29 protein-coding genes and 2 pseudogenes are annotated in these 15,656 nt (G+C 54.6%); 12 read left to right on the top strand and 19 right to left on the bottom strand.

Going from position 1 to position 15,656, the window contains the following annotated elements:
• Positions 1-88: 88 nt before the first annotated feature.
• The 3 genes from BP846_RS01485 to BP846_RS01475 are packed head-to-tail and all read left to right on the top strand — an operon-like array spanning position 89 to position 957.
• Positions 89-385 (top strand): type II toxin-antitoxin system HicB family antitoxin, encoded by a 297-nt coding sequence (locus BP846_RS01485; protein ID WP_292392269.1) that lies wholly within the window; start codon positions 89-91, stop codon positions 383-385.
• Complete coding sequence (locus BP846_RS01480; RefSeq protein WP_292392268.1) at positions 363-614, top strand: type II toxin-antitoxin system HicA family toxin; 252 nt, start codon at positions 363-365, stop codon at positions 612-614. The genes BP846_RS01485 and BP846_RS01480 overlap by 23 nt, the downstream gene beginning before the upstream one ends.
• Positions 574-957, top strand: a complete 384-nt coding sequence (locus tag BP846_RS01475) for a hypothetical protein (RefSeq protein WP_292392351.1) — start codon at positions 574-576, stop codon at positions 955-957. Before BP846_RS01480 ends, BP846_RS01475 begins: the two co-directional genes overlap by 41 nt.
• 282 nt (positions 958-1,239) lie before the next feature.
• Here the strand turns inward: BP846_RS01475 and BP846_RS01470 are convergent, their stop codons facing one another.
• A complete protein-coding gene (locus BP846_RS01470) occupies positions 1,240-2,832 on the bottom strand; it encodes an IS1634 family transposase (RefSeq protein ID WP_292392267.1) in 1,593 nt (530 codons plus the stop codon).
• A gap of 470 nt (positions 2,833-3,302) precedes the next feature.
• Between BP846_RS01470 and BP846_RS01465 the strand changes: the two genes are divergently transcribed.
• Positions 3,303-3,506: a hypothetical protein gene (locus BP846_RS01465; protein WP_292392266.1), complete on the top strand. Its 204-nt coding sequence runs from the start codon at positions 3,303-3,305 to the stop codon at positions 3,504-3,506.
• 326 nt (positions 3,507-3,832) lie between these two features.
• Here BP846_RS01465 and BP846_RS01460 read toward each other — a convergent pair.
• Positions 3,833-4,182, bottom strand: a pseudogene (locus tag BP846_RS01460) (DUF86 domain-containing protein).
• Positions 4,183-4,335: 153 nt separating this feature from the next.
• On the opposite strand from BP846_RS01460, the pseudogene BP846_RS01455 reads away from it, so the two are divergent.
• The 6 genes and pseudogenes from BP846_RS01455 to BP846_RS13090 all read left to right on the top strand — a co-directional run.
• Positions 4,336-4,476, top strand: a pseudogene (locus BP846_RS01455) (agmatinase); the annotation flags it as partial.
• 7 nt (positions 4,477-4,483) lie between these two features.
• The gene (locus BP846_RS01450) at positions 4,484-4,723 is read left to right on the top strand and encodes an arginase family protein (protein WP_292392265.1); all 240 of its coding nucleotides are present in this window, start codon (positions 4,484-4,486) and stop codon (positions 4,721-4,723) included.
• A 199-nt stretch (positions 4,724-4,922) separates the two neighbouring features.
• A complete protein-coding gene (locus BP846_RS01445; RefSeq protein WP_292392264.1) occupies positions 4,923-5,240 on the top strand; it encodes a nucleotidyltransferase domain-containing protein in 318 nt (105 codons plus the stop codon).
• Between the two features lie 16 nt (positions 5,241-5,256).
• Entirely contained in the window at positions 5,257-5,481 is a 225-nt protein-coding gene (locus tag BP846_RS01440) for a type II toxin-antitoxin system HicB family antitoxin (protein WP_292392263.1), read from the top strand.
• A gap of 199 nt (positions 5,482-5,680) precedes the next feature.
• Positions 5,681-5,977 (top strand): type II toxin-antitoxin system HicB family antitoxin, encoded by a 297-nt coding sequence (locus tag BP846_RS01435; RefSeq protein WP_292392262.1) that lies wholly within the window; start codon positions 5,681-5,683, stop codon positions 5,975-5,977.
• Positions 5,955-6,197: a type II toxin-antitoxin system HicA family toxin gene (locus BP846_RS13090; RefSeq protein WP_394339946.1), complete on the top strand. Its 243-nt coding sequence runs from the start codon at positions 5,955-5,957 to the stop codon at positions 6,195-6,197. Before BP846_RS01435 ends, BP846_RS13090 begins: the two co-directional genes overlap by 23 nt.
• Positions 6,198-6,262: 65 nt before the next feature.
• Here the strand turns inward: BP846_RS13090 and BP846_RS01430 are convergent, their stop codons facing one another.
• From BP846_RS01430 to BP846_RS01420, 3 genes are read right to left on the bottom strand one after another with little or no spacing between them, the layout of a single operon-like run.
• Positions 6,263-6,421, bottom strand: coding sequence for a hypothetical protein (locus BP846_RS01430; protein ID WP_292392261.1), 159 nt, complete (start codon positions 6,419-6,421; stop codon positions 6,263-6,265).
• Between the two features lie 51 nt (positions 6,422-6,472).
• Positions 6,473-6,907 carry a type VII toxin-antitoxin system HepT family RNase toxin gene (gene hepT / locus BP846_RS01425; RefSeq protein WP_292392260.1) on the bottom strand — a complete coding sequence of 145 codons (435 nt, stop codon included), beginning with the start codon at positions 6,905-6,907 and terminating at the stop codon, positions 6,473-6,475.
• A gap of 2 nt (positions 6,908-6,909) precedes the next feature.
• On the bottom strand, positions 6,910-7,338 hold the full coding sequence (locus BP846_RS01420; protein WP_292392259.1) for a nucleotidyltransferase domain-containing protein: 429 nt from the start codon (positions 7,336-7,338) through the stop codon (positions 6,910-6,912).
• An 856-nt stretch (positions 7,339-8,194) separates the two neighbouring features.
• Between BP846_RS01420 and BP846_RS01415 the strand changes: the two genes are divergently transcribed.
• Positions 8,195-8,584, top strand: a complete 390-nt coding sequence (locus BP846_RS01415) for a hypothetical protein (RefSeq protein ID WP_292392258.1) — start codon at positions 8,195-8,197, stop codon at positions 8,582-8,584.
• Positions 8,585-8,595: 11 nt separating this feature from the next.
• Complete coding sequence (locus tag BP846_RS01410) at positions 8,596-8,709, top strand: type II toxin-antitoxin system HicA family toxin (protein ID WP_292392257.1); 114 nt, start codon at positions 8,596-8,598, stop codon at positions 8,707-8,709.
• Positions 8,710-8,922: 213 nt separating this feature from the next.
• On the opposite strand, the gene BP846_RS01405 is transcribed toward BP846_RS01410, so the two are convergent.
• The 14 genes from BP846_RS01405 to BP846_RS01345 all read right to left on the bottom strand — a co-directional run bounded on the left by BP846_RS01405 (position 8,923) and on the right by BP846_RS01345 (position 15,282).
• Positions 8,923-9,285, bottom strand: coding sequence for a DUF86 domain-containing protein (locus tag BP846_RS01405; protein WP_292392256.1), 363 nt, complete (start codon positions 9,283-9,285; stop codon positions 8,923-8,925).
• Complete coding sequence (mntA, locus tag BP846_RS01400; RefSeq protein ID WP_292392255.1) at positions 9,245-9,574, bottom strand: type VII toxin-antitoxin system MntA family adenylyltransferase antitoxin; 330 nt, start codon at positions 9,572-9,574, stop codon at positions 9,245-9,247. Before mntA ends, BP846_RS01405 begins: the two co-directional genes overlap by 41 nt.
• 319 nt (positions 9,575-9,893) lie before the next feature.
• Complete coding sequence (locus BP846_RS01395; protein WP_292392254.1) at positions 9,894-10,040, bottom strand: hypothetical protein; 147 nt, start codon at positions 10,038-10,040, stop codon at positions 9,894-9,896.
• 250 nt (positions 10,041-10,290) lie between these two features.
• Positions 10,291-11,007, bottom strand: a complete 717-nt coding sequence (locus tag BP846_RS01390) for an RNA-guided endonuclease InsQ/TnpB family protein (RefSeq protein WP_292392252.1) — start codon at positions 11,005-11,007, stop codon at positions 10,291-10,293.
• Positions 10,956-11,363, bottom strand: coding sequence for a hypothetical protein (locus tag BP846_RS01385; protein ID WP_292392251.1), 408 nt, complete (start codon positions 11,361-11,363; stop codon positions 10,956-10,958). Before BP846_RS01385 ends, BP846_RS01390 begins: the two co-directional genes overlap by 52 nt.
• 404 nt (positions 11,364-11,767) lie before the next feature.
• On the bottom strand, positions 11,768-12,136 hold the full coding sequence (locus BP846_RS01380) for a HEPN domain-containing protein (protein WP_292392250.1): 369 nt from the start codon (positions 12,134-12,136) through the stop codon (positions 11,768-11,770).
• Entirely contained in the window at positions 12,111-12,494 is a 384-nt protein-coding gene (locus tag BP846_RS01375) for a nucleotidyltransferase domain-containing protein (protein ID WP_292392248.1), read from the bottom strand. The genes BP846_RS01380 and BP846_RS01375 overlap by 26 nt, the downstream gene beginning before the upstream one ends.
• Before the next feature lie 366 nt (positions 12,495-12,860).
• Complete coding sequence (locus BP846_RS13045; protein ID WP_349680744.1) at positions 12,861-13,028, bottom strand: helix-turn-helix domain-containing protein; 168 nt, start codon at positions 13,026-13,028, stop codon at positions 12,861-12,863.
• Positions 13,029-13,225: 197 nt separating this feature from the next.
• On the bottom strand, positions 13,226-13,390 hold the full coding sequence (locus BP846_RS01370) for a hypothetical protein (RefSeq protein ID WP_292392247.1): 165 nt from the start codon (positions 13,388-13,390) through the stop codon (positions 13,226-13,228).
• A 10-nt stretch (positions 13,391-13,400) separates the two neighbouring features.
• A complete protein-coding gene (locus BP846_RS01365; RefSeq protein ID WP_292392346.1) occupies positions 13,401-13,646 on the bottom strand; it encodes a GNAT family N-acetyltransferase in 246 nt (81 codons plus the stop codon).
• An 11-nt stretch (positions 13,647-13,657) separates the two neighbouring features.
• The gene (locus tag BP846_RS01360) at positions 13,658-13,807 is read right to left on the bottom strand and encodes a hypothetical protein (RefSeq protein WP_292392246.1); all 150 of its coding nucleotides are present in this window, start codon (positions 13,805-13,807) and stop codon (positions 13,658-13,660) included.
• A 112-nt stretch (positions 13,808-13,919) separates the two neighbouring features.
• Complete coding sequence (locus BP846_RS01355; protein ID WP_292392245.1) at positions 13,920-14,066, bottom strand: hypothetical protein; 147 nt, start codon at positions 14,064-14,066, stop codon at positions 13,920-13,922.
• 312 nt (positions 14,067-14,378) lie between these two features.
• Positions 14,379-14,510 carry a hypothetical protein gene (locus BP846_RS01350; protein WP_292392244.1) on the bottom strand — a complete coding sequence of 44 codons (132 nt, stop codon included), beginning with the start codon at positions 14,508-14,510 and terminating at the stop codon, positions 14,379-14,381.
• An 88-nt stretch (positions 14,511-14,598) separates the two neighbouring features.
• The gene (locus BP846_RS01345; protein ID WP_292392243.1) at positions 14,599-15,282 is read right to left on the bottom strand and encodes a hypothetical protein; all 684 of its coding nucleotides are present in this window, start codon (positions 15,280-15,282) and stop codon (positions 14,599-14,601) included.
• Positions 15,283-15,656 lie beyond the last annotated feature (374 nt).

Here is a 15,656-nt window from a genome sequence, read left to right as displayed (position 1 = left end):
TATCCTCCCTCGAAACACCGGGCCCGGTATCGCCACTATGTTTAGTATATCAAACCGCACACGTCTCAACTAATCTGAGGTGAACGTCATGTTCGTCAAGTTTAAAATATTCTATTATGACAAAGGATGGACCGCTCGTGCTACAGATCACGGCATCGTCACCCAGGGAGAGACTATCGGCGAACTCGTCGATAATATCATAGAAGCAACAGAACTCAATTTCGAAGACGAAATCAGACAAGGAGAACAGATCACAATCACCGTTACGACCGAACCTGTACCCGACTTCATCCTTGAACTCGACCAGGCCGACTCCAAACCACTTACTCAACAGTTTGAATGTCAATTCAAAGTCGATCGCAATGTCAAGGCGACCAGTTGTTAGTGGCCTTGCAGTCATCAAACTACTCGAATCTCTCGGGTATTCGTATGTTCGGCAACATGGGAGTCATGTCCAGATGGCCAGACTCGATAAAAACGATGCACCTCCGGTCACCGTCCCTCTCCACAACGAAGTGAGCGTCGGAACCCTCTACGTGATTCTTGATATAGTCTCCGAGGCGACTGACCCTAGTGCCACGTCAAGCCTCAAATGTCGGATACAGACATGCTAGTTTTCACCCGGGCATCATCTGTTTAAACAGCGGAAGGGGACTCTCCGTTTTCACCCGGGCACCTCAGGTCAAGAAGGCGTTCCAGCCAGATAGTTGTATCCAGAAGAAAATTATATCCTATTGGATGGTAAACAACATGCGGATAATAGAGGCATCCGATACGATCTATCAAGAAATTCTCTCGCGTAGAAGAGGCGGGGAACCAATAAGCAAGACCTTAGAGCGTGAATTAATGCAATCAAAGATTGAAGGAGATATTAAAAAACTGGATGCAGATATAGTCCGGAGTGAAAAAACTAAAAGATACTCATCTGAGCAGATGAAGGAACGATTAGGATTATAGATCTCTATGTGAATATCTTTTATGAGCTGTCTTGTAGTCCATAACCATGTGAACCACAACAGACTTATTTTTGTTCCACGTCTGAAATAGTATAAAAAACAGTGTATTTTCTTTGAACGTGCAAACGGTGCGTATTTTCCTTACCCTTCAGTTTCTTTTTACCGCACTGCTGAATATGATCGAATAAATGTTCACCCAGGCAGAAATCAATTTTATCAATAATTTTAGAGAGAAAATCGCCATCTCTACGCTTTATTAGGTTCAGCCTGAACTCCCAGATCCTTAGGCGCATAAATCAAACGCCTCCAGAATCGTCCTGTTCTTCTTACTGACCTCAGAAACCATCATCTCTCCAGAAGATAACTCAACAACTTTGATCTTTTCGAGTTCCAGGAGGAGTTTTTGAACTGAATACTGTTTTATGAGTCCGGTCTCCTTCATCATCATCTGTAACCTCATCCTGAGAACCAACGCCAGGAATGTAATGAACAGGTAACCTCGGAGCGTCTCCTCCGTTCTGAGATTCAAGGGCAGGGCCTTGAGATCGTTCTTCATCACATCGTAACACTTCTCGATAGCGTCTCGTTGCCGATACTGGGTAAGGCACGTGAGCCAGTCCATATCCCCTGAATACAAAAGAATGAATCGCCCCATCCGGTTCACCCGCTGAGTCACTGCTTTTTGCTTGATCGCGACCTCAAACCGCCCATCCGCGAACTTCCAGGTAAGATAGCGGGCATAATGGCCGGCAATCTCCCCCACTACAACATCCGGCCGTTTCCATGCTTTTGGCTGTGCATTCCGCAGTTTCTCAGCGACATCATACAGGTGCCGGTAGAACGAACTTCGTTCATCCTGCTCACGCTGGGGGTCATAGTAGCAGTACCCCTTGACGGTCAACACCCGTGGTTCCTCTTCGAGTTCGTAGAGATGGGATAGGGTGACCGGCATTGCAAATATCGCCTCTTTTTCGTATTTGTGCAGATATTCCGCCTTAGCCACCTGTTTTTGAGCCTTACTCAGCAGTTCTTTCACCGAGGTGAGCTGGAGCGTCGGGGGGATGATGAAGGGGATCTCTTCATCCAGCAGTTCTGCAAGGGATGTCTGAGAGAAGAAGCCCCGGTCGAGGATCAGCCGGAACTGACTGATTCCCCGTGTTTTCAGTCGGCGTAGCATGTTGGCCAATGTTCCGATATCGGCGATGCTCCCGGGATAAAGGTCATACTGGATTGGTATCCCGCGATCCTTATCCATGACGAGGGAGATATTGACCTGAGGTAACCCGTCGCTATCACGATTATACCCGTATTCGAGGAGTTCCAGGAGTTGGGATGAACTGGAGAGGCTTGTAATGTCGTAGAAAAGCGTAGCATTTGGGGTGATAAGGGAAGTGAACCGATCCATGAAAAGGGTTGGAACGTTGCTCTTTCCGAGCGATGCAAGGATCTCACTGAGTCGTTGGCTCGCAAGGGGGAGATGAGGATTCTGGAGGAAGAGGGAGGATCCTTCAAACCAGGTCTGCACGTTCTGGAGTGCAAGCGGCCGAAGAACACGATTATAGGCGAGAGCCAGGACGACATCGGTCTCATCCGCATTCAGGAATTCCTCGAGCGTTGACTGGAGCGACAACTCCTGGGTGATCTTCTGGAGGGGCAGGAGGTTTCCGTGGGTATAGGCACCGATCGGAGCGTCGATGATGGTCTTAGCAACGGGAACCATTGGTTCATCTCGGACCCGGACGGGTTGCCCATCGATGTTCTTGCCGAGGTATTTGGACCGATGCCGGATCTGCTTCTTCTCTTTGTCATAGTAGGGGATATCTTCGTACCAGTACTCCTTGCCGTTGATGGTCTTGATGCGGATCGTGGACTTCATGCCTTCAGGTACAATATAAGCGCATATAATATTAATAGATTATGGTTGGCCTTGGCGGAATCAGGGGGAGTATGAAGTGTAAAAACGGAAATTACAGCAGATAATGGATTTGATGGAGGGGATCTATGCGCTTATAAATCCGGGAGTTGTGGGTTCAGGTGCTTGTCTGCGATCTCCGTATATTCGATTTTATATCTTCCCAACTGTTTTGCTCTCCTTTATTGCTCTCTCTAAATCCTTTTAACCCCACTGTTTTTATCGCCCCTGGCAGAATTACATTCACGGGTAGCGCTCCAGTATATAACTGATAATTGATTTTGAGAGGATCCGACCGAATTACGTTGGGCAACAACCTGTACTCATGACAAAAAACTCGCACGGCAAGAGTGTTTCTATTATCAGTTGTTTTTTAGAGCACTACCGAAGATCCTTCACACATTGTAAATACGACAAGCACTTACAATAGTATCATGGCTGCGACGAAGCGGATCCCGGTCTCAGAGGGGGTATGGGAAGACATCTCCGAGCTCAAGCGCCCGGGGCAGACGTTTGATGACCTTCTCGCTCAGATGGTGGAGCAGGAGAAGAAGCGCCGGTTCCTTGAAGAAATGGATCGTATCGAGGCGGAAGGGGATTTTGTGGAGCTGGACTTTGCCGTTCCGGATACTGATTAATCGCAAGGCCCTTGAGAGTATCCAGAGTATCCGTCCGAAGAGTCGACGGATCATCATGGATAAACTGGGAACTCTTCAAGAGGATCCGTTTCCCGGCAGCGGGGGCGATAAGGAACGCCTATATGTTCAGGGACGGGAGGACACATATCGCCTTCACATAAGCCATACATTCACGGCTTTCTATCGCATCTACGAATCAGAAAAAGAAGTTCACGTTCTTGCTGTGATGCCGATAGAGCGGGCGCACAAATGGTATGGGCGTTTCTAACTTTGCAATAGGTCCGGAACGTGTTTTGTTTGGTCTACCGGGACGCGATCATGATAACTTACTGGAATTTGTGCGATTTCCCCGGAAGAGAAGATTTTTCCGGCGGTGCGCACTCAAAGGAAGGCTCGTGGCGCGGCAGACCCGGACCGTCACTCCGAGAGGAGGCGGTCCCGGAGCATCGCCCGGACCCGGGTCCCGCAACCGTGTTCACAACCAAAAGGTCGTCCTGCAACACCCCGTAGACCTCGTCCAGGTTCAGCCGGCAGTAGAGGTGGACCAGGACATTCCTGAATCCTGCGAGGTCAGAGAGCCGGACCCCGAGGTCTTCCGGGATAAGCCCTCGTCACAGAGAATTGCAAAACTCTCCCGGTAGGTCCCGGGCCGCCGGGAGCTACAGGCCGCAACCAGGTGGTTCGCGATATCGATCGATGCCTGGATGCTGACGAGGAGCGCGTGCAGTAATATTGCGTTTGTCCCGATCAGTCCTCAGCTCGGCGAGAGTGATGGATCGGTAGCGCTCCCGGTCCCCGGAGGTGATCGAGGGTCCCTTCATCCTGGACCATTGTCATCATCATCGGCGCCCGGAGCGGTGATTTCGAGCAGTTCGCGGTTGCGGCGGAGAAGACTCAACTATATACCGCCGATACGGTGCGGGAGCGGGGGATCGGCGCCGTCCTCCGGGAGGTGCTCGGGGAGTTCGGCGAGAGGAGTGTCTACCTCTCGATCGACGCCGACGCGATCGACTGCTGCCTCACCCCCGGGCCTCGGGACGCCCGAGCCGTTCGGGCTGACGCCGCTCGACATCCGGGAGGTCGTGCGGACCCTCGCGCCGCACGCCGCCGGGTTCGATTACGTCGAGGTTGCTCCGTTCGATTCCGGGCAGACGGCGGCGGTGGCGGCGCAGGTGGTGCGGGAGTTCATCGCGCGGCACTGGGTTGCCGGGCGGTGAAGAGCCGGGGTCTTTTCTTGATGTTCCCGTCGATGATACGTCTGGTGGAGCGCACCCCCCTCAAAGATCTGGGGGTTATGTCTCCCGGTCCCCGGTACGGTTCCGGCGTCGCCGGCCCGCGAGGACTCTATGCATCTCAAGACCCTGAATACCCGAAGCAGTAACCGTTATACTTGTATATCCACAACTACTCCGTTGTATGCCATCGGTCAGGCGGCCGATCGTCCATGAGTTCGCGGCAAAGGCACGAGAGGCGTGCGGAGACGCGATAGAAGAGATCATACTCTTTGGCTCTGTGGCCCGGGGGGATGATCGGCCGGACTCAGATATCGATATCCTTGTGATTACGCCCAAAGAGGACTTTCATCTTCGTGAATACCTCATGGGACTTGCCTTCGATCTGCTGATGCAGACGGGCGAGCGGCTCTCGGTCAAGGTACTATCCCGTGCCGATGTTGCGGCGCACCGGCAGTATCCCTTTGTTAGAAATGTTCTCTGGGATGGCGTGGCGGTTTAATCCGGGAGATTGTATCATGATAGTAACGTTTGAGACTGGTTATGAAGATGGATACTGGTCTGCCCGCACAATAGGATTCAGTATCTTCACCGATGGAGAATCATTCGGAGAACTGCTTAAAAACATCAAAGAAACCATGATTCTATATTTTGAAGGCGAAGGAGAGCCAGACGAACAGATCACAATCCGGACCCGGACGACATCCCAGGTGCATCCCGTTGCCACATCTTCCGGTTGTTAGTGGTGAGGATCGCATAAGAGTTGTTCTCAAAAAATACAACACCGGGGTTCAAGGGGTGCAAGAGCGCCATGGGCTTTAGCCCGTGGAGAGTATCAAATCGGCTAAACGTGGCATTCTTCCCTGGAACGCCGGATCCGGTATCATCACTACATTTATCATAGGAAACCACACACATCTCAACTAATCTGAGGTGAACGCCATGTTAGTCAAATTTAAAATATTCTATTACGACGCAGGATGGACCGCTCGTGCTACCGATCACGGCATCATCACCCAGGGAGAAACTATCGGCGAACTCGTCGATAATATCATAGAAGCAACAGAACTTTATTTTGAAGATCAAATCGGACAGGGAGAACAGATCACAATCACCGTTACAACCGAACCTGTGCCCGATTTCATCCTTGAACTCAACCAGGCCGACTCCGAACCACTTACTCAACAGTTCGAGTGTCAGTTCACAGTTGATCATAATGCCAAGGCGACCGGTTGTTAGTGGATTTAAGATCGTTAAATTCCTCGAATCTCTCGGTTACACATACCTTCGGCAAACAGGAAGTCATGTTCAGATGGTTACCCAAAAAGGGGACAAAAAATTTTATGTCATCGTCCCCCTGCACAACGAGCTAAGAGTTGGAACTCTATACTCGATACTCGATGAGGTTTCAAAGGCAACCGGGATCCCCCGGAATGAATTGATCGGCGCAATCAGATAGACTGCCCTTATTGTGCGGGTAGTGCGCTAAATTAGGTAATGCTCCAGCATATAACTGGCAATTGCTCACCCACCCCCTTCGTCCCCTGTCGCACCCTTCTCCGTCGACGGGCTCCCGGCGCTCTTTGCAAGGCTCAACACCACCCGACGGTCCGGGGCTACGGCGAGGCGGAGTCCTTCGTCTCCCGGCTCGTGAACTACCACAGCCCCCGGGTGGGGACTCATCGCCGGCACCCTGCCGGCATCGGCCGGGTTCAGCGTAGCAGACCCCGGCCGTCACTCCGGGAGGAGGCGGTCCCGGAGCATCGCCCGGACCAGGTCACGGTACCGGTTGACAACCGGAAGGTCATCCTGCAACACCCCGTAGACCTCGTCCAGGTTCAGCCGGCAGTAGAGGTGGACCAGGACGTTCCGAAAGCCCGCGAGGTCGGAGAGCCGGACCCCGAGGTCTTCCGGGATAAGCCCCTCGTCACAGAGAATTGCAAAACTCTCCCGGTAGGTCTCGGGCCGCCGGGAGCCGGAGGCCGCGATAAGGTGGTTCGCGATATCGATCGATGCCTGGATGCTGACGAGGAGTGCGTGCAACACCATATTCCGTTTGTCCCGGTCGGTCCTCAGCTCGGTGAGGGGGATGGATCGGTAGCGCTCCCAGTCCCCGGCTGCCCCATCCAGTTCCCGGAGGTGATCGAGGATTCCTTCATCATGGACCATTGTCAGGCCCTCGTGAGCAGAACCCGGTCAAACCAGTCGAGCGTCTCCGCATAGTCGAGGTACAGGGAGAGCACGCCTGCCTCGTACCTGACCCTCCTCTCCCGGTCGCGGGAGAACACGAGCCGGCCGCTCTTGATGACCTCATGCTGGAGGGAGATGGGGGCGGTGTTGAGGATCTTCACGTCGGCCTCAAAGCGGTAGCAAAACCCCCGCTCGAGCTCCCGCTCGACCCGCCGCGCGAACCGCATCGCCTGGTACGGGGCGGGTTCTCCGGCGACGAGGATCGCCACATCCACGTCGCCGAAATCCCCCTGCGAGAACGAGCCGAAGACATACCCCATCTCGACCTCGTCAAATCCGGCAAGGATCGTACGGATGGTGTGGAGCACCTCCTCTTTCTCCCCCGCTTCCAGCAGGTGGCGCCGTCTCATACCGTCGTATATCTCCCCGCATCACATATCATCCTTTCCCGCTCAACCAGCAGCCCCTCCCCTTCCCGTCGCGGAGGGCTTCCCCGATCGGCCGGCCCGCGGCGGCGCTCACCGGGAGGTTGGCGCTCCCGCTGGCGGGTGCCCACGCGGGTGGATTTGAGCCGGCAGTAGAGGCTGGTGACGCGACCTCACGCGGAATGCGGCGGGCCAGAGCATGAGCACCGAAAGTGCGAGCGGATGTTTTATCACCTGATAAGGGTGTATTGGGATAACCTTAACTGGCAGATTCACTCTTTCGGGATGAAATTTTGGCGGATTTGATAGGTTATAATCTTCCACCAGACCGCCTCTGCCTGATTCGTCTCAAAACGCTTAATATTAACAATCTGGAACTCTGATCAGCGTGTTTCGTGGGCAAGAAAATTGTTATCGATGCCTGTGTAGCAATTGATCTTGAAATCCCGGAGGTAAGTTTCCTAGAAGCATTTCTACAGTTCTCTGGGAGACGACCAAATATTCATCTCGATTGGGCAAGGAGACCCCCTGCGCAAGCGGGGAGAGGAATTGCCCCATCAGTAATGTTTTTGTATCCTGAAGTCGATACCCTGGTTACTAGCGCACTGACGCCGACTCCTGAAGAGGGGTTTTCAACCACACTACTACTTGCGTATGATGTGCGCTGCTGGGTGAGGAGCAAGTAGCCGGTGATTCCGTGGTTCCACGGATAATCGGTAGGGGCCGTGTCAGCCGGCCTGCACGAATAAGGCTGGTTAAAGCAACCTTCGTGCGAATTCAATTGCATCGTTGTGGTCCCCATGAGATCCTCGTTGCAAGCCCCCTGCGTTAGCGGGGGTAGTTGACATCCACTGAAAATTTTGCTGAGATTCTCTCATTCAGGACGAGGCGACTTCTTGAACTCTCCGATAATGTCCAAATTATCGAGGATGATATGGACCGATTTTCAGTGTTTTCTCAGGAATTGAAAGACCTCCGGTGTCATCTGAGCAAGAAGGATAAACACGTTGTATGTCTTGCAAGAGAACTGGCCGCAGATTATGTTGTTAGCTCAGACCTGATGATTTTCAACGTGGCAGAGAAATACAGACGCTATCATCAACTTAATCACATGTCCCCGTTGACCACTGTCACGCTACTCCAGTATATCTTCCAGAAACAATCTATTGATGCGTATACACTTCTTGAGAAGACTTTAATGTCAAGGGAGAAAGATTACACAATATCCTGAATACGTTCGCAATGAAGCGTCGGGTCACCGTTCCGGTACACGGGCGGAACCTTCCGGCCGGTACGTTCCTGGAGATTCTCAAGCAGACCGGGATTGAGCGGGAGGAGATCGAGGGTCTTTTTTGACACTCTCCACGGGCTAAAGCCTGGAGATTCCTGGTTCATGGACCGGGACTTGCACCGGCCGGATCGGCGGCGTAGCGATCCTGATCTCCTCAAGCGTAGATTTAGGTGTGCCCACCCTACCAATGCTCGTTTTAAGATGTTTTGAGCGGCGTTCAGCCGGGCGTTGAGATATTCCCCCGGCGAACCGATCGTACGCGTGTCACCTTCGCGGTGCTATCCGGTGGGACGCATGCGGTCGATCTCCTCGAGGATAGACTGGATTTCCCGCTTGAGCGCCGGGAGATCGTCCTGTATGGTCAGGAATACTGCCTCGTAGTCTACACCGAAGTAGTGGTGGACAATTTTATCTCGCAGCCCCGCCGCCTCTCTCCAGGGAACCTCTGGATAACCCTCGCGCAACTCAGGGGAGACCTTCTTTGCCGCTTCGCCGATAATGGTCAGCATGCGCTCGATCCCGGCGCGTTCCAGCCGATGGTTCCGGAGGCCTTCCGCCGACGAAATGCCTTCAGAGAACTCCTCGATGCTTATAATGGCATCAAGGATGTGGCGAAGATATGCGGGGTCCTCTGGCGTCATAGATCACCACGGCATCACGGTGTATTGTATCGGCAAGGTATGGGCTCAGGGCGTTCTCGGTGACAAGATCCACGTCTCTCCCGAGAGCATGTCGGAGTTCGTCCTCGATTCGCACAAGTTGGAAAAGACTCTTTTTGTGGACGAACCCGACCAGGATATCGATATCACTTGTTACGCCGGCTTCCCCCCGGGCATAGGAGCCGAAGATTGCGATCCAATCAGCGTCGTTCTGGGTGAGTATACGAACAATTACCTTACGGGACTTCTCTGTCAATCCGCATTCAGCCATTTCGCTCGACCCTCATCCATATGATACTGTCAGTATTACCTCGCCCCATCATCAGCCTTTTGAAAGGTGAAGCGGATCTCTCTGCCGTCGTCGTCGCTGATCCCTTTCCTGATGATACAGTCGTTGGTGAGTGTGAAAAAACCAACTATTTGCCCTTCATATGACACGAGCCGCGTGACCGACAGCCGGGCAACCTGGTTATCGAGCACGTCGTCGATCAGGAACTCCGTCAGATCCGACTCTCGGCACCGGAACGGTGAAATGTCAACATCTTCGTTGAGAAATGGAAAAAGAGGGACATCAAAGGGTAATTTTTTGATTACAACCGCATCTCGCGGGCGAGGATGGCGGCTTCGCGGATCAGCTCGCGGCCGTCATCGGTGTCGGTGGGGTGGTCCAGGTAGTGCTGGAACCGCCGGGCATCTTCTCCCTCCAGGACAAGCCCGAGTTCGATCGGTCTGGCCATCTTCCTTCACTCCTGATATAGTAAGGTATCACGGCGTACCTTAAATGAGTTTTCCTGCTGTTCTCTATCGCGAGGATTACCGGCACCTCCAGGTTACAATGCTTCGTTCACACGTTTGGGACCATCCTCAGGAATTGACACTCTCCCCGGGCTAACGCCTGGAGATTCTTGCTTCGTTGACCGGAACTTGCACCACCAGGATTGGTGGTGTAGTGGTTCTGATCTCCACAAGCGTAGATTCGGGTGTGCCTCACCCTACGGCTGCTCGTTTCAGAATATTCTGCGCGGCGTTCAGATCTCGCGGGACAGTGTATCCGCAGACCGGGCAGTAGTGTGTCCGCTGCGCGAGATCCTTCTTCTCCCGGTGCCCGCAGAGGAAACAGTCTTGGGTTGTATAGGCCGGATCGACCAGATGCACATACCTACCAGCATTCGCAGCTTTGTAGCGTATGAACTCCCGGGCCTTGTACCACGCGGCATCGAGAATAGATCTGGATCTGCCGCGGAGTTTCGCGTCCAGCGATTCGACCATCGGTTTGATGTTCAGGTGTTCCAGAGCGATGAGATCGTAGTGGTCCACATAGTACCGGCTCCACGTGTGCAGGAAATCATTTCTCCGGTTCTCGACCGCTTCATGGATCCGGGCGACCCTGATCCGCTGTTTCCGGCGGTTCCTGCTCCCGAGCACCTTCTTCGACATCCTCCGCTGAGCACGCCGGAGCCGCTTCGCGGCCTTCCTGACGTTGTGCGGGTGCGGGAAGACTTTGCCCTCGGTATCGGTAGAGAAGTTCTCCAGATTCAGGTCGATCCCGACCGCCCGGGTGCCGGTCGTCGGTTCGGGCGTGTCCGGAGTCTCGGAGATGATCGCCACAAACCACTGGTGAGCAGGCGTGTGCTTGATCACGATCTGCTTGATCACGATCTGCTTGATCCGCCCGGGTACCGGGCGGCTGAGTTCGATCGGCACCTCTCCCCGATCTTGCTCAACCGGAGGCAGTTGCCCGTGAGCTTGAACCCGGTCTGCTCGTAGATCATCGAGTGAAGCCACTTCTTCCGCAGCTTGCCGACCTTCCTCCCCTTTGCCTTCAGTCCTCTCAGGGCAATCAGGTTGTGAACGATCTGCTGAACCACGTTCTGCAGAACCTTGCTGTGGACTTCCTTCAACTCAGGGTACTCTTCTTTCAGCTTCGGAAGACAGGAATCCCGGTATACCTTGGTCTCAAGACACCAATGCCGGACAAAGGAGCACCTCGCAAACCCGGTGAACAGCCGCTGCTCAACGGCGTGAGAGGGGTATGCTCGGTACCGGGTGACGTGTCGCATTGCTTGAACCAATAGAGGCGTTGGGCCTCATCAGTCTATACGATATCCCGCGTGGGGTGAAAGTGTACGGACCAGGGGGTGCAATTCAGCCCCCGGCTTGAGCCGTGGGGCTGAATTGCACCCCGAAAACCCCGGATCTGTAAAGATCGGCCCGCTGGCGGATCGAGACCTCATCTGGAGCCCGCCCAACCTGGAGAGCATGTCTTCGGACAAAAATCAGCCTCTACTGCCGGTTCTCCTCGCGATCAAACCCCAATTTCATACGGCTCACCCCGGACATGCAACCTCTCCATGAACGATCGCAAGAGATCATTATCCAGTAACTCCTGGAACAGCACCCAGATACTCCAGACCGACGCGTTCAAGAGGTGATGGTGAATCCCGAAAGTCCCGCCTGCAATGCACTAATCCGTGAACATTTTCTTGACGAGGTCGATAACGGCGGTGGCGAGTGTCAGAGCCTTCTCCCCTTCCTCCCGGTCGAACGCCTCATACGGCAGGCCACCCGGGATCCCGTTCGGATAGCGGGTGGGAATATAATAGAGGTCAAGAGTCCTTGCCCGCGAGACGGTAATAAAGGCATGGTTGAGTGAGGAGGCCCGGGTAAGAAGGTCCGCGACGGAATGGCCGAGCACTCTTTCCTCCCCCGAGAGGTAAAGGAACGCCTTGACGGCCTTCTCTGCGGCCTGCTGGGACAGAAAGCAGACCAGATTATACCTCTCGCCCGCAAAAGTGTACCGCGCATCGTCAAGGTCGCGTTCTGCCTGTTTCAACCATCTGATCCCTTCTTTTCCCGGTTCCCGCTTCATATATCAAAACACCATCCTGTAACGCATTCTTAAGAAAGATCCCCTCAGTCATGGCAGCGAACTCATCCGGAGTGTACACCAGAATATCCATGGCGACACGGGCATCGCGGTAGAACGGCTCCAGGCGCGCTAAAAACTTCTTATCCGTCTCCTGGACGATAATAAGATCGAGATCGCTACCGCAACGGACATCGCCCCGGGCAACCGAGCCGAAGAGGATGATCTTCTTGATCGACGGATCCCGGCTCCAACGATTGACGAACGCCTGTAACTCATCTTCGAGCTGCTGTTTTCGCTCACATGCGGTGCCGGGGACAACCATACATGTTGATCGCGTCGACGGCGCGATAAAGATATCGACCAGTTTCCTAAGAACGGACCTGAGGGCACTTCAGGTCAGGCGCCTCTCGAATGGCCTCTGCAGGAGGAGAGGGCCACCCGGCCTGCCAATGAGATGCATGCATATTAGTAGGTGATCATCCCCGTTCGGGCCATCAGCGATGCGGTCTCCTCAAGTCGCCCGTTTTCGAGTAGGATCTTTTGCCGGAACGGGGTAAGTTTCCGATTTCTTCCGGTATGCCCCATGAACCTGAGCGCTTGGCTCAACGATCCGGAACCAGACCGTAAGGTTGTATCCGGAATTTCCGGCGGAAACGCTTACCCCGCCCCGACTGCCCCCATCTTTCAGTTATCGACGGTGCAGGGGAGTCAAGGGTGTTCCCGCACTCACATACCATAACGCGTTTCCAGAGCGAGGCGCAAAATTGTAGACGAACCGGCACTTCTCGGAGAGCTGCCAGAGCACGCCCTCCTGCTCGGGCGTGACCTGAATCCTGATCTTTGCGGCAACGTGCATCGGAAACTCTCCTGTCGGTTATCACATGAGCGATCTGCAGTTCTTCGGCATAACGATGAGCCGTGCGGGGGGATTCGTGAAACCAAAGAAGGGGCGCCGCTCCCATCCCCCCGCTTGCGCAGAGAGTCTTCCCGCTCATGCCGCCTTCCACCCCGCAGAGATAAAAAAGAGAGACGATCGAAGGGTAATTTTTTGGGTCACACCCGCATCTCGCGGGCGAAGAGGGCAGCTTCGCGGATCAGCTCGCGGCCGTCATCGGTGTCGGTGGGGTGGTCCAGGTAGTGCTGGAACCGCCGGGCATCTTCCCCCTCCAGGACAAGCCCGAGTTCGATCGGTTTCGTCGTCTTCCTCCCTCTCGACACAATCGAGCCCTCACTCCGCCAGATGCTCCTCTTCCAGCAGTTTATGATAGTCCATGTACAGGTGGACCGGGTCGGAGAGTTTACTGGTTGCGCGCTTGAACCCGAACTTCTCGTAAAATCCCACAGATTCACGTTTCGAGTCCACGGTGATGATCCTGCAGCCGACGTACTTGGATAGCGTTATCGTGAGCGCCAAGACTTCGCCGAGCATCAGAAACCCGACGCCCCGGTTCTGGTACTTCGACGATGTCGCCAGCCGGGCAATTTTTATCGCCGGGTATTTCCGGTAGGGTTCCCATCCTCCGGGTCCACCTGCTTCGCATCGATGCAGTCGGCGACGAGGGTGAAAAATCCTGCGATCTCAGAGTCGATATACGCAAGGCGGGTTACGGACAGCCGCTCCTGCTGATACTCCATCGAATCCTCGAGCAGGAATCCGTCCAGATCGGCATGGCCGCAACTGAAGGACGATAGATCCAGATCTTTCGAATGAGGCGAGAAACGGAGTGCCGGGAGAGGCATAGTATGTTCACAGACGCCGGTTTTGCGCTTCTTGTGCCGCGAACCGGATCAGTCTTCGCGCATCGTCCGTGTAGGTGGGCTGCTCCATGTACTCGTGAAAGCGCCGGGCATCTTCCCCCTCCAGAACCAATCCGAGTTCGATCGGTTTCGCCATCGCTATCTCTCCTCTGGATGCAGCATACTGTCCCCGGATACCTCAAATAGGTTTCCCCTCAGTCAAATCTCTCCTCCGTTCTTCATCGCCGTCTTCGCCCGGGCATCGAGCGGGATAGCCAGCGCCTTCGGGCCGTTCGGATTTGCGAGAAATCGCTACCGCCGTCTTGACGACCATATCCAGAAAACGACTTCATGCACAGGAGATTGAAGGATAAAAAGCCGCCGATGCCGGGAAACTCCTTTTGAAAATCTCCAACCGGTTGTTGGAGAATTGACTTGCCCCGGGTATCACCGGCCCGTCGCTCCAAAATCAACCCCTGATATCGCGGTACAGGCCGACCAGTTCCTTGTTGACTGCTCCGAGCACGCCTGGTACCGAGCGGCGCGTAGGGCGTTCTTCGACTTCGAGGAGCAGCGAGCCGTAATCCAGGGGCAGATCCATTTCGTTATATCGTCAACTTATCAAAATTCTTCTCGATCCTCGCCGCCGGTTGCACCGTCTCGACCAGGAGGGTCATCATCACACCCACCTATGTACCTACATACGTCTCCGGCACCTGGATCTTTAAGTGGTAGGCGTCGATGCACCGGGCGTTGATGACGAAGTAGTAGTCGTGGTTTCCCTCATAGAATGTGCTCACCCACTGTTCGTTCCGGAGTTCGGGTTTGTCCTTCATGGCGAGGAACTCGGGGAAGTTCAAGGTGATGATCCGGACGAACCGGTTCGGGTCTTCGGCGTCCATGACCTGGCAGTTGAAGCGCGGGATCTCGTAGTTCGATGTCGTGGTCCCGGAGTAATCGAGTCGCCACATGGGAAACGGTATCCGGACGATCCCGGTGGTCCCCGACCACTTGCCGTCGATCGTCGCGTAGGTCACCCACCGGGTGATGCCGGGCGCGGCCGCCGGCTGCCGCGCGGTCTGGTTCAGGGGCGGCTCCCCGGGCTGGATATGATATTTCGCGGGGTCGACGAACCCGATGCCCCGCGGTTTCCCGTCCCAGGTGGGGACCGGGGTGGGCGTCGGGGTTGCGGTTGCGGGCGGCGCCGTGGGGACGTAGGCGGGCGTCCATGCCGGGGTGACCGTCGGCTCCGGCTCCCCGGGCCACCGGAAGCCCGGCGCATCGCCGGTCATCGCCGGTTTGATGACCAGGGCTATCAGGAGGACGACCGCGATAGCCAGAACGACATATACGAAATCCTGTTTCTCCGCCATACCTGTTCATCTCCACCTGTTGAGACCCGCCAGTGCGGTCACAGCCCCCTGCCGCCCGCACTCCCTGCAGCAGGGGAAATTCGGGATTTTTCCGGCGCGGGCCCGCCTTTTCCGGGAACGGCGGCTATCCGCACAGGTTTTCTGCTCTACGTATCGTTACACCTCCGGTTAGAAATACTTGCCTCCCCGGAGTTCAGGCCGGCAAAAGGGCTGTTACAAGCAAGTATTATCAAAACACGTACGACAAAAATTGCTTTGCAATTAAATAATATTTTATACATGATTGCGCATATACTCCCGTGTAACCGTTTCGGTCCGGATGAGGCGCTCATTCGGACTCCGGTAACAGGACACTGGCGTCAGGTTAAGGTCAG

It is taken from the genome of Methanoculleus sp. UBA303 (assembly GCA_002501655.1).
In the GTDB taxonomy this organism is placed as follows: domain Archaea; phylum Halobacteriota; class Methanomicrobia; order Methanomicrobiales; family Methanoculleaceae; genus Methanoculleus.
The sequence above is the reverse complement of the archived record's forward strand: the minus strand, read 5'-3'. Positions and strand labels throughout refer to the sequence as shown.

Excerpts from the sequence above, each read along its gene's own strand:
- BP846_RS01485 (WP_292392269.1), top strand. The coding sequence starts at position 89 with ATGTTCGTCAAGTTTAAAATATTCTATTATGACAAAGGATGGACCGCT.
- BP846_RS01480 (WP_292392268.1), top strand. The coding sequence starts at position 363 with ATGTCAAGGCGACCAGTTGTTAGTGGCCTTGCAGTCATCAAACTACTC.
- BP846_RS01470 (WP_292392267.1), bottom strand. The coding sequence starts at position 2,832 with ATGAAGTCCACGATCCGCATCAAGACCATCAACGGCAAGGAGTACTGG.
- BP846_RS01465 (WP_292392266.1), top strand. The coding sequence starts at position 3,303 with ATGGCTGCGACGAAGCGGATCCCGGTCTCAGAGGGGGTATGGGAAGAC.
- BP846_RS01445 (WP_292392264.1), top strand. The coding sequence starts at position 4,923 with ATGCCATCGGTCAGGCGGCCGATCGTCCATGAGTTCGCGGCAAAGGCA.
- BP846_RS01440 (WP_292392263.1), top strand. The coding sequence starts at position 5,257 with ATGATAGTAACGTTTGAGACTGGTTATGAAGATGGATACTGGTCTGCC.
- BP846_RS01435 (WP_292392262.1), top strand. The coding sequence starts at position 5,681 with ATGTTAGTCAAATTTAAAATATTCTATTACGACGCAGGATGGACCGCT.
- BP846_RS13090 (WP_394339946.1), top strand. The coding sequence starts at position 5,955 with ATGCCAAGGCGACCGGTTGTTAGTGGATTTAAGATCGTTAAATTCCTC.
- BP846_RS01430 (WP_292392261.1), bottom strand. The coding sequence starts at position 6,421 with ATGAGTCCCCACCCGGGGGCTGTGGTAGTTCACGAGCCGGGAGACGAA.
- hepT (WP_292392260.1), bottom strand. The coding sequence starts at position 6,907 with ATGGTCCATGATGAAGGAATCCTCGATCACCTCCGGGAACTGGATGGG.
- BP846_RS01420 (WP_292392259.1), bottom strand. The coding sequence starts at position 7,338 with ATGAGACGGCGCCACCTGCTGGAAGCGGGGGAGAAAGAGGAGGTGCTC.
- BP846_RS01410 (WP_292392257.1), top strand. The coding sequence starts at position 8,596 with ATGAAGCGTCGGGTCACCGTTCCGGTACACGGGCGGAACCTTCCGGCC.
- BP846_RS01405 (WP_292392256.1), bottom strand. The coding sequence starts at position 9,285 with ATGACGCCAGAGGACCCCGCATATCTTCGCCACATCCTTGATGCCATT.
- mntA (WP_292392255.1), bottom strand. The coding sequence starts at position 9,574 with ATGGCTGAATGCGGATTGACAGAGAAGTCCCGTAAGGTAATTGTTCGT.
- BP846_RS01395 (WP_292392254.1), bottom strand. The coding sequence starts at position 10,040 with ATGGCCAGACCGATCGAACTCGGGCTTGTCCTGGAGGGAGAAGATGCC.
- BP846_RS01385 (WP_292392251.1), bottom strand. The coding sequence starts at position 11,363 with ATGCGACACGTCACCCGGTACCGAGCATACCCCTCTCACGCCGTTGAG.
- BP846_RS01375 (WP_292392248.1), bottom strand. The coding sequence starts at position 12,494 with ATGGTTGTCCCCGGCACCGCATGTGAGCGAAAACAGCAGCTCGAAGAT.
- BP846_RS13045 (WP_349680744.1), bottom strand. The coding sequence starts at position 13,028 with ATGCACGTTGCCGCAAAGATCAGGATTCAGGTCACGCCCGAGCAGGAG.
- BP846_RS01360 (WP_292392246.1), bottom strand. The coding sequence starts at position 13,807 with ATGGAGTATCAGCAGGAGCGGCTGTCCGTAACCCGCCTTGCGTATATC.
- BP846_RS01355 (WP_292392245.1), bottom strand. The coding sequence starts at position 14,066 with ATGGCGAAACCGATCGAACTCGGATTGGTTCTGGAGGGGGAAGATGCC.
- BP846_RS01350 (WP_292392244.1), bottom strand. The coding sequence starts at position 14,510 with ATGGATCTGCCCCTGGATTACGGCTCGCTGCTCCTCGAAGTCGAAGAA.
- BP846_RS01345 (WP_292392243.1), bottom strand. The coding sequence starts at position 15,282 with ATGGCGGAGAAACAGGATTTCGTATATGTCGTTCTGGCTATCGCGGTC.